The sequence below is a fragment of the Ligilactobacillus sp. LYQ139 genome, assembly GCF_045033025.1.
Lineage (GTDB): Bacteria > Bacillota > Bacilli > Lactobacillales > Lactobacillaceae > Ligilactobacillus.
In genome coordinates this window covers 134,147-147,515 of the sequence record NZ_JBJFZW010000002.1, presented here as the reverse complement: position 1 = coordinate 147,515, position 13,369 = coordinate 134,147, and the positions used below count along the sequence as shown (strand labels likewise).

The following is a 13,369-nucleotide window of genomic DNA, read 5'->3' as shown; positions in this document are numbered from 1 at the left end:
AAGATTTTAAAGGCAATGATGGAAAAAAGTAATCGTTTGGAGAGTTCAGAGAGGGACTGGTGCTGGAAGTGTCCCCTCAATAAACGATGAAGTTCACTTCCGGAGCTACTGTTGGGAATTAATGAATGAAAAACAGTTCGGGACGCCCGTTATCCGTAAAGAGTGTTGGTGGCCGTGTGTCACTAAAACTAGGGTGGTACCGCGAAGCCTCGTCCCTATTTGGACGGGGCTTTTTGATTGCCTTTATCTGTGGGAAAGGAGTACACTGATGGATTTAACGACACAACTGGGACAATTGCGGGATGAAGGACTTGGCGCAATTCAAGAAGCGACAGGACTTAAGCAGTTAAATGAAATTCGGGTTCATTTTCTTGGAAAAAAGGGGCCGATTACGGCGGCTTTACGGGGAATGAAGGAAATTAACCCGGAGGAACGACCACGGGTTGGAAAGTTTGCCAATGAGGTGCGGGATGCATTGCAACGGGCAATCGCTACAAAGCAAGATGAACTTGAAACTGCTCAGATGGCGGCTAAACTTGAAAAGGAAACCCTGGACGTGACCTTGCCAGGAACACCTGTTAAAACCGGAACGGCGCATGTTTTGCAGCAGATTATTGACGAGATTGAGGAGCTTTTCTTGGGAATGGGTTACCAGATAATAAATGGTCCCGAAGTTGAAGAGGAGCATTATAACTTTGAGATGATGAACCTACCAAAGGATCATCCGGCCCGCGATATGCAGGATACGTTCTACATCACGAAGGATATTTTAATGCGGACCCAGACGTCCCCGGTTCAAGCACGAACCCTTGAAAAACACGATTTTAATCAGGGACCACTTAAGATGATTTCTCCCGGGAAGGTCTACCGGCGGGATACGGATGATGCGACCCATTCACATCAGTTTCACCAAATTGAGGGGCTTGTGGTTGACCGACACATTACCATGGCTGACCTTAAAGGGACCCTCCAACTTCTGGCCCGGAAGATGTTTGGGGCGGACCGGGATATCCGGATGCGGCCGAGCTATTTTCCGTTTACTGAACCATCAGCAGAGGTTGATGTTTCGTGTTTTAAGTGTGACGGCAAGGGATGTGCCGTTTGCAAGCAAACCGGCTGGATTGAAGTGTTAGGGGCCGGAATGGTTCATCCTAATGTTTTGTCAATGGCAGGTGTTAATCCGGAAGAATATGGTGGCTTTGCCTTTGGATTAGGGCCGGACCGCTTTGCAATGCTGAAGTATGGGGTTGATGACATCCGTAACTTTTACCTGAATGATGAGCGGTTCTTAAAGCAGTTTGCATGGAAGGGATAAACAAATGAAAGTTTCAACGAAGTGGTTAAACGAATACGTGAATGTCGCTGACCTTAAGCCGACAGAGTTAGCGGAAAAAATTGAGCGGACGGCCGTTGAGGTTGACGAAACCAGCCGGCGGGAAACAGGACTGAAGAAGATTGTGGTGGGCCATACCCTAAAGGTTGAGCCGCATCCTAATGCAGACCACCTGCATGTTTGCCAAGTTGATGTTGGTGAGGATGAACCGTACCAAATTGTATGCGGTGCGCCGAATATCGCTGCTGATCAAAAAGTAATTGTTGCGCTCCCAAATTCGCGTATTGCTGGTAACGAAAAAATTAAGAAGGGGAAAATGCGCGGGGTCGTTTCAATGGGGATGATTTGTGCCCTGCAAGAGATTGGTTTTCCGGAAGCGGTTGTTCCGCAAGAATACGTTAATGGAATCTATGTGTTACCAGATGATGCCGTCCCGGGGGAACCCGTTTTTAAGTACCTGGGAATGGACGAGGATATCATCGATGTTGACATTACACCCAATCGGGCGGACATGTTAAGCATGCGTGGAGTTGCCCGGGAAGTTGGTGCAATGTACAGTCGACCGGTTAATTTGCCGGAAGTAAGCGTTAAGGAAGCCGACGATGTTAAGGTTGATTCGTTACTAAGTGTTGCTGCTGATGAGCAGGTGGCACCGACGTATATGACCCGCGTTATTCGAAACGTTCGCGTTGCTGCGAGTCCGTTATGGCTTCAAATCCGACTGTGGAATGCGGGAATTCGGCCAGTAAATAACGTTGTTGACGCGACTAATTATGCCTTGTTAGAATACGGTCAACCGCTCCATGCCTTTGATTATAATGAAATTGCGGGAAAGCAGTTGACGGTGCGGCAGGCGCAAGAAGGGGAACGCCTAACGACGCTTGACGGAACGGAACGAAAGTTAACGGCTGGCGACGTGGTTGTTGCAGACGCTAATGAGGTGGTTGCCTTGGCTGGAATTATGGGAGGAGTTCGAACGGCGGTTACGGCTGATACCGCAGATGTTGTTCTTGAAGCAGCAGTTTTCAATCCAACTGCGATTCGGAAGACATCCCGGCGGGAGAATCTGCACACTGAAGCGGCAATGCGGTTTGAACGAGGAATTAATCAGGATGCAGTGGTGGCGGCTCTTGATGCAGCAGCACAGTTAATTGCAACTAACGCTGGCGGGCAAGTCGCCCAGGGAATTTTAGAGGCAACTCGCCACCCCGTACACGATGTTACCGTGAAAATTTCACTGCAGCGCGTTAATGACGTACTGGGAACTAAGTTAACGGCAGCCGAAGTTACTGCGATTTTTAAGCGGTTAGGGTTTGGCGTTGCGGAGGAGGCGGGGACGTTTACCGTAAATGTGCCACCGTTTCGGTGGGATATTAGTCTACCAGCTGACCTAATCGAAGAGGTTGCCCGGATTTATGGTTATGATAACCTTCCAGCGACGCTCCCGGTTGGAGTAACAACCCCGGGTGTCCGGACACATAAGCAACGGTTTATCCGGATAATTCGGCAAACATTGCAGGAGACAGGACTGAATCAAGCGATCTCTTATGGCTTAACAACTGCAACCAAAGCACAACGGTTTATGTTTGCGCCAGCAACGGCAACTGAGCTCGCCTTTCCGATGAGTTCTGATCGGACCACGGCCCGGATGAACCTTTTGAGCGGGTTGCTAGATGATGCGGCGTATAACGTTCACCGAAAGGTACAAGACGTTGCACTGTACGAACAGGGCCGAGTTTTCCTTGGTGATGGCGAACATGTTCGGCCGCGGGAAGTCGAGCACGTGGCCGGGGTGTTAACTGGGTTATTCCGCCAATCGGGATGGAACCAGTCCAAGCAACCGGTTGATTTTTACGTTGCAAAGGGAATTGTTGAACACCTCCTTCGGCAATTAGGAATTAGCGGGGAACGGTATGTTCCGGTTAGTTCTCATGCTGAAATGCATCCAGGCCGGACTGCAGACGTATACGTGGGTGAAACGTTTGTTGGTTTTGTAGGTGAGGTTCACCCCGACATTGCTAAGGAAAATCATCTTAAACGAGCGTATGTTTTTGAACTTGATGTGGATGTGCTCTATCATCTTCCGAAGAATGAACAGCGCTATGTAGCTGTTTCGAAGTTCCCTGAGGTAACGCGGGATATTGCATTAGCCGTTCGGACAGACGTGACGAATGAACAGCTGACGCAATGCATTATTAAAAACGGGGGAGCACATCTTGCAGATGTGCGGCTCTTTGATGTTTACCAGGGCGATAAGATAGCGCCAGGGATGAAGTCGCTGGCATATACGCTTGTTTATCGGGATCCGACCAAGACGCTGGTTGATGAGGATGTTAACCGGTCGTTTAATAAAATTGTCCGGAAGCTTCAGGATGAATTTGCCGCTGAGGTCCGGTAGAATTAGCATAAGGATAAATAAAGTAAGGTCGTAGCGCACGGTGGCTATGACCTTTTTAGTGTATAAATTACGGGAGGAATGGTTATGAAAGGGCGTAAATGGCCGTGGGTTCTTCTGGGCATTATGTCAACGACATGCTGGGGAATTTCCGGAGTCTTTGCTAAGATATTGTTCGCGATTAGTCCGCGCATTTCGCCGATGACTGTGACGCAAGTGCGTATGATTATCGGGGGAATTACTATTTTATTTATCGGATGGTTAGTGGGCCGACAGCCGTTAAAAATTTGGTATCGGTGGCATGATGCGGGAATAATCGTCAGCTACGGAATTTTAGGGTTGATTCCCGTCCAATTGTTTTACTTTATGACGGTGAAAATTGGAAATGCGTCGATTGCAACAATTTTACAGTTTATCGGCCCGTTTTTCATTATGTTATACATGGCAGTTCGCCACCATGAAATTCCGTCTCGGTTAGAGGTGATTAGTGCGGTTGCTGCCTTCATCGGGGTGGTGATAGTAGCAACTAATGGCCGGTTTACGCAACTGGCAATCACACCGTTAGTTTTAATTTACGGCCTTATTTCAGCTGTGGGTGTTGCAACAAATACGTTGATTCCACGGTCATTGTTAAAGACTTTTTCATCCATGGAAATCACGGGGTGGGGGCTAGTTATCGCGGGGATCGGGCTTGAAGTTGTATCACCAACCCGAATAACGTTTGCGCTAACTTCTCAGGTATTAGTAATGTTTTTAATGATTATTGTTATTGGAACCGTAATTCCGTTTATTGCTTTTACAACCGTGTTAAAGTACATTTCTCCCACGATTGCCAGCATGCTAGACGCCTTCGAGCCCCTTACAGCCACTGTGGGTTCGGTGCTTGTTTTGGGCTTGCATTTGAGTTTAGCGACGGTAGTTGGTTCACTGATAATTATTATTGCTGTAATTGGACTGAATTATCAGCCAAACGAAGGGTAATTTTATAATTATTAAGACAAAAACTCCCCCACGCATAATGCGTGGGGGAGTTGACAATTCCGAAATTAATGACTGGAGTTAGTTTGAGCTGGGGTATTACCACTTTGTTGACTGTTATTATCGTTATTAACGGCCTGAGAAACGTCGGGATTATTGTTATTCGTGCTATTAGAATGCCCCATATCGATGCTAAAATTCATGCTGAATGAATGATCATTATCATGCCCACTGTGTGAAAATAATCCGGATGATGAATTCCCCGCAAAAATATCAGGATCAGGATAATCAATCCAGTAGAGTTGTTTGACTCCATTTAAGGTCTTTGTACCAACGCTGGATGGCCGAATCCAATCTGTGTTTGTAGTAAACTCTGCAAGATATTGAAGTTCGCTTTTAGCAACATAGTGTGATAACCGTGCATCGGTTGTCAGGTAGCATCCAGGATTGAACGGATGATCATAACCGACCCACACAGAAATAGAATAATTTTTAGTATATGCATTCATCCATCCGTCCATGCATGCATTAGAAGGGAAACCTGTATCACGGTCACGCGGGTAGGATGTTTCGCCGTCTTTCCCGGCCATGTACAAGCCAGGTACTTTTGCATCAGTAGCGGTACCATCATCTTGTAGAACGCCCTTTAGCATGTCTGTAATCATGTACGCTGTGCCTGGTCTCATTGCACGTTTCCCATTTGCATTAAAGATTTTAACGTTTCCATCAGAAGACTTTATTTCATTAATAAACTGAGGTTTATAGTAAGTGCCGCCATTTGCAAAGGCAGCATATGCGGCAGCATTTTGCAATGTTGACGATGGAATTCCAATTCCGTACGTGTAATTATTAAATTTGCTGCCGTTAAATCCTAGGTTTGAAATAAATTGTTGAGCTTGTGATAATCCAACAGCATGGAGAGCCTTAACTGCTGTAATATTACGCGATTGACCAAGTGCTTGACGCATCGTCATTTTGCCTTTATATTTGTGATCCCAATCGTATAGGTTTGTATTTGAACCAGGATATTTAAATGGGCCATCATCTAATGGGTGATATGTTGCCCAATGAAGATACTGAACGGCTGGACCATAATCAAAAAGAGGTTTTGCAGTTGAACCGTTTGATCTATTTGTTTGAACAGCACGGTTCAAACCAAAGGCAGTTTGCTTTTCACGTCCGCCAATCATTGCAATAACTTTTCCATTATGGGGGTTAATAACGGTTGAGGCAATTTGAACACGACTATTTGGCCAGTTTACGTAGTTATTGGTATTAACAATGTTGTATAACCTTTTCTGGGCGTTCCAGTCCAAATTTGTATAAATTTTTAGATTTCCTTTGTCCGGATCATAACCTTGTTGCTTAGCTTCCTGTAAAACCTGTTGAATGTAGGCGTCCGCTACAAGTTCACGTTTAGAGTTTTCATCATTTTGGGCTGCATGGTCCGTAATAAGTCCGGCAGTAATACTTTGTTGTTTTGCCGCCGCTGCTTGAGCGGAAGAAATCTTTTTGTTTTGAACCATTGCGTCTAAAACAAGATTCCGCCGCTGGGTTGCTAGTTTAGGATTGATTAACGGATCGTAAGATGCCGGAGCGTTAGGAATCCCGGCAATTGTTGCGGTCTGGGCCAGATTCAGGTCTTTAAGCGGCTTTCCATAGTAATAATGGGCCGCCGTTTGCATTCCGTAACAGTTAGATCCCATATAAACTTTGTTGACATAAAACGTCATAATTTGGTTTTTACTGTAATGTTTATCGAGCTGGATGGCTAGCCACGCTTCCTGCGCTTTCCGTTTAAGCGTTCGATCAGCGTTACTAGTTGAAAAGTATGAAAGTTTAACCAGCTGTTGGTCAAGCGTACTTCCCCCTTGAATAGCGTTTGGGTGAAAAATATTAGAAAATGCTGCGGAAACAATCCGGAGCGGATCAATCCCTTTTTGTTTATAAAAACCGCGGTCCTCAATCGAAACAATTGCGTCTTTTAGCTGCTGAGGGATTTGGTTTTGCTTAACTACTTGGCGGTTTTCGCTTCCTAACGTGTAGATTTTTTTCCCGTTACTTGCATAAATCGTTGTCATTTCTGGACTTGATAGTCGGGAAATTGATAATTTGGGGGCAGTACTAGCGTACGCAACAAAAAGAAACCCGCCAGCAACGATTAGGAAAGCAATAATTCCAAGCGCCCATCCCCAAAAACGGTGCTTACAATGAGAATGCCGTTGGTGTTCCTCTTTTTCTCGGGTCTGGTGGCGAGATGTTCTTGAATAATGTGGATCTTGTTCAGTCATTATTAGGTACCATACTCCTTTATAAGTAGTTTACATTGCTAAATTAGTTGATCAACGGCACTCAAGTACGGGATGCGTGGATTTAAACCATATTGCAGGCTAATCCCTTCGGTAGCGATTACTTTTCGGGGGATCGATTTGCGGCCTGTTATATTTGCTTGCTGATCCCAATAGCGGAAAAGCGTTGCTGCTGGCATCAAGTACAGTTCATCTAAAATGGTGAAGCGAACAATTGTAAAACAAATGCCATTTTGTGCCATACAAGCCTTTAAATGTTCAACCTGGTGAGCGTGAAAATTACTCAACGGGAAAGCTGTTTTGTTGCGGGTTTCCTTAGCTTCAAAGTCGAGGTAGTGCCCCTGATAAACGCCGTTATAGTCGGTTGTTGAGGGTTGTTTAAAATATGCTTCCCGGATAACAGCCGCACTCCGTTTGGGATAGTCAACGTTCACAATTTGAATTGGAATGGGCTTTTTATGAATAACGGCAATCCCGTTGATACGATAATACTTATTTGTTGCATTAATTTCTTGTTCAAGCGTCATTCCGCGATTACCATATTGAATCGAAGTGTGCTTGGACTGCGATAATGGGGTTGATTGTTGGAATGATCGTCCGTCAGGGTACTTCAACGCCACAATACATCACCTTCTTATCTCACCTATTATAGCAAGGACGTTAGGGGGAAGCAAAAGGAAGTGGCTTTTGGCGGGAGAATGCGGTAGGATAAGGGTGCATTAATTAAGGGGGGACATTATGCGGCTATGGGTAACGGGTTATCGGAGCTATGAGTTTCCGATTTTTAATAATGATGATCCCCGGATAGCGGTGATCCGTTTTGCGCTAAGACAAGCGTTTATTAACGCTTTTGATGCCGGTTTGGAATGGATAATTACCGGAGGACAGTTGGGCGTTGAACAATGGGCGGCAATGACGGCGGTTACTCTCCGGGATGAATATCCCGAGTTGCATGTTTCAATGATGTTCCCGTACGCAGAGTTTGCTCATCGGTGGAAAGAGGATAAACAGCTGCAGTTAGCTACTCTCCAACAACAGGTTGACTTTCATGCGAACGTCAGTGACCAACCTTACCAGTCACCAGCCCAATTACAAAATTATCAGCGTTTTATGTTGTCTCATACGGATGCAGCCCTTTTAGTGTATGATCAGGAGTATCCAGGAAAACCAAAATACGATTACGCAGCAATTAAACGGTGGCAACAACAACATGATTATCCGTGCACGTTGATTGATATGGATCAACTGCAGAGTGCCGTAACGGAGTATGCAGCGGTGAAGAATGATTTGCAATCATGGTAAATTGTAGCTATAATATAGGCGTTAATGAGTTTACAATGGAGTGTTAGACGAATGAACGATATTAAGCTTACGCCGAAAGAAATTTATGATAAGCACTTCAAGCCCAAAATGCGGGGATATGACCCGGAAGACGTCGATGAGTTTTTGGATCAGGTGATTCAGGACTATGAGAAGTTTAATAAGGTTACCCGGCAACTTGAAGAAGAAAACGACCGCTTGAAAAAGAAAGTTGATGATCTTACCAAGCAGGTTGCGGTTGGTCAGTCTGGCCAGACTGTTCGACCAACGGCTGGGGCCACTAACATGGACATTCTTAAGCGCCTTTCAAACCTTGAGCGGCGGGTGTTTGGTTCCCAGATGAATGATTCTCAGGGGAACCACTTTTAGGTTTAGTTAGTGTTAATCCTGATGTAGGTTTCTGGTAATCGCGGTCTACCTTGAGTAGGCTGAGGAAAGTCCAAGCTTGCACGGGCTGCGATGCCCGTAGTGATCGTACTCGCTGAAAAAATAAGGCGGGGCACCTTAATGGTGACGGCAAACGAAAGGGCTACGGTCGTTAAGGCTATGCTTAAGTAGTTTTGAAAGTGCCACAGAGACGAGGATCGTTGGAAACAACGATTGTGGAACGCGGTAAACCCTGCGAGCAGGTAACCCAAATTTTGGTAGGGGCGCTTCATGACGGAAATGAACTAATCATGGGGGCGAATTGGTTAACAGTTCGGAGATAGATGATTACCACCGATTTCAGTTTCCTGAGACTGGATGACGTACGGAACGTGGCTTATAGAGGCCTACATCTTCAGGAGGGCGGTGACTGTTGTCACGGCCCTTTTATTATTGGTTAATAAATAACGGAGGAATTGCTGGTGGAACGGTATCAGTTAATTACAACGTGTGCGGCAGGAATTGAAGCGTTAACTGGAAATGAACTGCGCCATCTCGGGTACAATGATGTACGGGTGGAGAACGGTCGGGTTCGTTTTAGTGGCACCATTCAGGATATTATTCGAGCAAACCTGTGGCTACGAACGGCGGACCGAGTACGGATTGTTATTGCCGAATTTTCCGCCCGGACGTTTGGTGAATTATTTGATCACGTTAATGCAGTTGAATGGGAGCGGTACTTACCCGTTGATGCTGCGTTTCCTGTTACTGGGAAGTCACAAAAATCGGTTCTTCATAACGTTCCGAGTATTCAGGCAATCACCAAAAAAGCAATCGTTAACCGGTTACAGGTTGTTTTTCATCGGCGGACGCGTCTTCCGGAAACTGGCGCGCAATATCCCGTTCAGGTAGCTCTTAATAAGGATCAAGTACTTCTAACCCTTGATACAACTGGGGCGAGCCTTTTTAAGCGGGGCTATCGGATTAATAAAGGTGCCGCACCGTTAAAGGAAAATATGGCTGCCGCGTTAGTTTTACTAGCGCACTGGTATCCAGAGATGCCGTTTGTTGATCCAGTGTGTGGGTCAGGAACGATCCCGATTGAGGCGGCGATGATTGGTCATAACATTGCGCCGGGGTTTAACCGTGATTTTACGTGCGAACAGTGGGAATGGTTACCCCAGCAGGTCAGCGCCAATGAACGGGCGGCCGCAGATGCGGCGGCGGACTACGATCGGGAATTAGACATTACTGGTTATGATATTGATGGGCGGATGGTCGCAATTGCCCGGCAAAATGCGCAGGAAGCAGGGTTATTTCATAGTATTACCTTTAAGCAAATGGCAGCGAAGGACTTTAAAACCGATAAAAAAAATGGTGTAATTGTTGCTAACCCACCGTATGGCGAACGGTTAGGGGACCGCCAAGCAGCTAGAAAACTGTATGCACAAATGGGGGCGGTTTACCGGCCATTGGCGAGTTGGAGTAAGTATATTTTGACTGGTGACATGGAATTTGAACGCTTTTATGGTCAACCTGCCACTAAGCGTAGAAAGTTATATAACGGACGGTTACGAACAGACCTTTTTCAGTATTGGGGGAAAAAAGTAAAGTAAGCCTCGTAATAAAGTAAGTAGTGGAAAGTAAGCCATTTATGGCTTACTTCCCACTACTTACTTTATGCTTTTCCCACCAATGTTTAACAGTGATGGCAGTCATTCCAATAACGTACAGGGATGTAAACGTTACACAACATCCTCCAGACGAGTACATTAAGAAAAGGAGGGGGATAGCGCCATAAAGGAAAAACCGCTTAAAGGATGGATCAATGCGCCCGGCGGCCATTGGGACAACCCCTTGGGGATCAGCGATTACCTCTTGTGGGCAGTACTGACGACAGGAGGGGCAGTTTTCAGTAAAACTAACAATGTTAGGATCGTTTGTAGGAACCCGGTTAATTCGGTACCGGTGAGTAGTAATGAAATCGATATTATATTCAATTGTGCATGCGCTGCACCGTAGTCGTACCCGCCCGTGAGGAATTACAGCCACTTTCCCCTGGTAAATTTTAATAATAAGGAGTGTTGTTTGAATGATGAAGTTGGTTGTAATAAGAATAATGATAAGACTGTTAACTACTAACAACCACTCCGGCATTCCCGGTACCATTCAAAACGCTCCTTTCTTTAGTTAGTCATAGAGTTAGTATAACATAAGGCTACCATTCTTAAAAAGTAAGTAAAGAAAACCAACGCTGCAGGAGTAATAAGCTGAGTGCATCATGGAGCAAGGAGTGGGGGATTAGAAGCTTCTACTCGGTCTGTTTGTTTAAGCGCTGAATTATAGATATTTGGTTTATGGCACAATACCAATTAGGTTATTGAAACGCCTTATTAATGAATTGCCGCATTATCTGTTGCTTAGCTTGCTGTTCTGCGCGCTGCGTTACTTGAACTCGTTGGTGTGAACTCATTGTGGGGTTCTTTTGCATGGCCTGGGTAACTTGCTGTTTAACAAGCAGTGGTACTTGCTGTTTCATTGCTTGAGCAATGGCAGGTTTATCGTGTTTTAACCGTTGCTGTGCCCGCTTAAGTTGTGCAACACTCACGACCTGCCAGCTAACCGGAATGGTAAACCGATAATGACGTTGTTTAACCTGATTTTCTAAGCCAAGACCGCAGTATAGGACACGCCAAAATGAATTTTTTGCCTGGTATTTGGTTTTTGTAATTGTGACCGTTGCAGTTTTAGCACGGGAAGAATGAATAACCTGAGTTGACGCAGAAACATCTGCATCAGTGTGACTGACCTTAGTTGTGACGGCTGGTTTGTATAGGTAAACCTTTTCACTTCCCGTTCCTAACTGTTTGTACATTAATAGGTTAACCGGTAACTTTTTAGGGTTGATGGTTGGCTGTAACTTTGTAGTAGTAGTTACCGCTACTTCTTTCATTCCCAGGTGACTGACGTCATTGAGCATCAGTGTGAGGGAGCAGGCAACCGCAATCAAAAAAAATCCAGCACAAATAACCACTTTTAGCAGGTGTCCGTGGTGCCATAGAATTGACAGCACTAAGAATAGTAGCAGTGCGACAACAAGAATAACTAAAATCATGCTTCTTCACCATCCTTTGAATCAAGAGGAAGGTCAACTTTCCGCTTAACATCCTTGAAATAAAACGCAATGATAATTCCAAGTATCCCGAAGAGGAATGCCAGGAAGAACGTCATATGATACCCACCAAGAGCAGCACTAATCATCTGGTGCTTGTATTTCAGCGGAGCTGTATAAAGCAGGTGGTGAGCCGGTTCCATATGATCCTGAACATTAGTCAATGCTGTTGTAAAAATTGCTGTGCCAATTGCTCCAGAAACTTGCCGGAGGGTGTTGTTGACGGCCGTTCCGTCATTGATTTTTGCCAGTGGCAGGGCGTTCATTCCGGCCGTATTAACCGGCATCATTACGAACGAAACCCCAACAACCCTGACGGCATAAAGAACGATAATTTCGATCATTGGGGTAGTTGTTGAAATCGTGATAAAGTTAAACGTTCCCAGCGTAAGAATTGCTAATCCGGTCATTGCAAGTTTTTTAGCACCCATTCGGTCATATAAGAACCCGGAAATTGGGTTAATTAGCCCCATCATCAGTGCTCCAGGAAGTAACATTAATCCGGAATGGAACGGAGTTTGTCCGCGAACAATTTGGATGTACATTGGGAGAATTAGCTCGACCCCAACTAGGGCAATCCGGGCGATTGACCCAAGAATGGAAGCAATCGTAAAGTGCCAGTTTTTAAGCAGTCGAATATCCAAGAAGGCTTTATCGCCAAGCTTAATCTGCCGCCAGCAAAAGAGGGCAATGAAGATGGCTCCAATGATTAAGCTTAGAAGAACTTGAAATGATCCCCAGCCATCCGTTCCGGCTTCGGATGTTCCGTAAAGAAACGAACCAAATCCAACTACGGAAAGCATGGCAGAGAGAACGTCAATCTTAGGGTGGGATAACTCCAGAACGGTTCGCATAAAGAAGAACGCCATGACGATGTCAATAATTGAAATCGGAATTAAGATTCCAAAAATCATCCGCCAATTAAAGGTGTCAATGATCCATCCTGAAAGCGTTGGGCCAATTGCTGGGGCCATTCCAACAGCAAGACCGACAATCCCCATGATTGTTCCCCGTTTATCAACCGGGAAAATCGTTAAGGCAATGGATTGCATGAGGGATGTCATCACCCCAGCACCAACGGCCGAAACAAGCCGGCCTGTTAGCAGTAATCCGAAATTATTTGCAAAGTATGAAATTGTAATTCCCACCGTAAAGAGAATCATTGCGGCGATGTAAAGGAGTTTTGAGCTGAAGCGGTTCATTAACCAGGCGGTAATCGGAATCATTACCCCGGTTACCAGCATAAATCCGGTTGAAAGCCATTGAACTGTCGAAGCCCCAATTCCAAATTTACTCATAAAAGTTGGGTATGCCGTTCCCAGCATTGTTCCGGCAAGAAAACCAACGAACCCGCCAATAATTAGGGTTATAAAAAGAAGAAACCGACTATACGGTTTACCGTGAACATCGGTTGCAGGTTTCATCTTTGCCATGTAATTCACCTCGAATTGATCTTTTTAAACTGGTTTCTATTTTAGCACTTAAACATTGGAAGT

At 45.3% G+C, this 13,369-nt stretch carries 11 protein-coding genes, 1 other RNA gene and 1 other annotated feature; of the genes, 7 read left to right on the top strand and 5 right to left on the bottom strand.

The annotated features are described in order from the left end of the window. Window positions 1-6 precede the first annotated feature (6 nt). Window positions 7-220 (top strand) — a binding site (T-box leader). A gap of 48 nt (window positions 221-268) precedes the next feature. The 3 genes from pheS (at window position 269) to ACI3E1_RS02835 (ending at window position 4,709) form a co-directional block, all read left to right on the top strand. Further along, window positions 269-1,315: a phenylalanine--tRNA ligase subunit alpha gene (gene pheS, locus ACI3E1_RS02845; protein ID WP_405024171.1), complete on the top strand. Its 1,047-nt coding sequence runs from the start codon at window positions 269-271 to the stop codon at window positions 1,313-1,315. 4 nt (window positions 1,316-1,319) lie between these two features. Then, on the top strand, window positions 1,320-3,731 hold the full coding sequence (gene pheT / locus ACI3E1_RS02840) for a phenylalanine--tRNA ligase subunit beta (protein ID WP_405024170.1): 2,412 nt from the start codon (window positions 1,320-1,322) through the stop codon (window positions 3,729-3,731). A gap of 84 nt (window positions 3,732-3,815) precedes the next feature. Next, a complete protein-coding gene (locus tag ACI3E1_RS02835) occupies window positions 3,816-4,709 on the top strand; it encodes an EamA family transporter (protein ID WP_405024169.1) in 894 nt (297 codons plus the stop codon). A 65-nt stretch (window positions 4,710-4,774) separates the two neighbouring features. Here ACI3E1_RS02835 and ACI3E1_RS02830 read toward each other — a convergent pair whose 3' ends face one another. After that, window positions 4,775-6,997, bottom strand: a complete 2,223-nt coding sequence (locus ACI3E1_RS02830; protein ID WP_405024168.1) for a transglycosylase domain-containing protein — start codon at window positions 6,995-6,997, stop codon at window positions 4,775-4,777. Window positions 6,998-7,035: 38 nt separating this feature from the next. Then, window positions 7,036-7,635 (bottom strand): Holliday junction resolvase RecU, encoded by a 600-nt coding sequence (gene recU, locus ACI3E1_RS02825; RefSeq protein WP_405024167.1) that lies wholly within the window; start codon window positions 7,633-7,635, stop codon window positions 7,036-7,038. Window positions 7,636-7,750: 115 nt separating this feature from the next. Between recU and ACI3E1_RS02820 the strand changes: the two genes are divergently transcribed. From ACI3E1_RS02820 to ACI3E1_RS02805, 4 genes are all read left to right on the top strand, one after another. Further along, on the top strand, window positions 7,751-8,317 hold the full coding sequence (locus ACI3E1_RS02820) for a DUF1273 domain-containing protein (protein ID WP_405024264.1): 567 nt from the start codon (window positions 7,751-7,753) through the stop codon (window positions 8,315-8,317). 51 nt (window positions 8,318-8,368) lie between these two features. After that, window positions 8,369-8,704, top strand: coding sequence for a cell division regulator GpsB (gene gpsB / locus ACI3E1_RS02815; protein WP_405024166.1), 336 nt, complete (start codon window positions 8,369-8,371; stop codon window positions 8,702-8,704). A 26-nt stretch (window positions 8,705-8,730) separates the two neighbouring features. Continuing rightward, window positions 8,731-9,106: RNase P RNA component class B (rnpB, locus tag ACI3E1_RS02810), an RNA gene on the top strand. Between the two features lie 77 nt (window positions 9,107-9,183). Further along, window positions 9,184-10,317 carry a class I SAM-dependent RNA methyltransferase gene (locus ACI3E1_RS02805; RefSeq protein WP_405024165.1) on the top strand — a complete coding sequence of 378 codons (1,134 nt, stop codon included), beginning with the start codon at window positions 9,184-9,186 and terminating at the stop codon, window positions 10,315-10,317. A gap of 43 nt (window positions 10,318-10,360) precedes the next feature. Here ACI3E1_RS02805 and ACI3E1_RS02800 read toward each other — a convergent pair whose 3' ends face one another. From ACI3E1_RS02800 to ACI3E1_RS02790, 3 genes are all read right to left on the bottom strand, one after another. Next, window positions 10,361-10,870, bottom strand: a complete 510-nt coding sequence (locus tag ACI3E1_RS02800; protein ID WP_405024164.1) for a hypothetical protein — start codon at window positions 10,868-10,870, stop codon at window positions 10,361-10,363. Between the two features lie 208 nt (window positions 10,871-11,078). Continuing rightward, window positions 11,079-11,816 (bottom strand): DUF4811 domain-containing protein, encoded by a 738-nt coding sequence (locus ACI3E1_RS02795; protein ID WP_405024163.1) that lies wholly within the window; start codon window positions 11,814-11,816, stop codon window positions 11,079-11,081. Further along, window positions 11,813-13,306 (bottom strand): MDR family MFS transporter, encoded by a 1,494-nt coding sequence (locus ACI3E1_RS02790; RefSeq protein WP_405024162.1) that lies wholly within the window; start codon window positions 13,304-13,306, stop codon window positions 11,813-11,815. The genes ACI3E1_RS02795 and ACI3E1_RS02790 overlap by 4 nt, the downstream gene beginning before the upstream one ends. Window positions 13,307-13,369 lie beyond the last annotated feature (63 nt).

Excerpts from the sequence above, each read along its gene's own strand:
- pheS (WP_405024171.1), top strand. The coding sequence starts at position 269 with ATGGATTTAACGACACAACTGGGACAATTGCGGGATGAAGGACTTGGC.
- pheT (WP_405024170.1), top strand. The coding sequence starts at position 1,320 with ATGAAAGTTTCAACGAAGTGGTTAAACGAATACGTGAATGTCGCTGAC.
- ACI3E1_RS02835 (WP_405024169.1), top strand. The coding sequence starts at position 3,816 with ATGAAAGGGCGTAAATGGCCGTGGGTTCTTCTGGGCATTATGTCAACG.
- ACI3E1_RS02830 (WP_405024168.1), bottom strand. The coding sequence starts at position 6,997 with ATGACTGAACAAGATCCACATTATTCAAGAACATCTCGCCACCAGACC.
- gpsB (WP_405024166.1), top strand. The coding sequence starts at position 8,369 with ATGAACGATATTAAGCTTACGCCGAAAGAAATTTATGATAAGCACTTC.
- ACI3E1_RS02800 (WP_405024164.1), bottom strand. The coding sequence starts at position 10,870 with ATGGTACCGGGAATGCCGGAGTGGTTGTTAGTAGTTAACAGTCTTATC.
- ACI3E1_RS02795 (WP_405024163.1), bottom strand. The coding sequence starts at position 11,816 with ATGATTTTAGTTATTCTTGTTGTCGCACTGCTACTATTCTTAGTGCTG.
- ACI3E1_RS02790 (WP_405024162.1), bottom strand. The coding sequence starts at position 13,306 with ATGGCAAAGATGAAACCTGCAACCGATGTTCACGGTAAACCGTATAGT.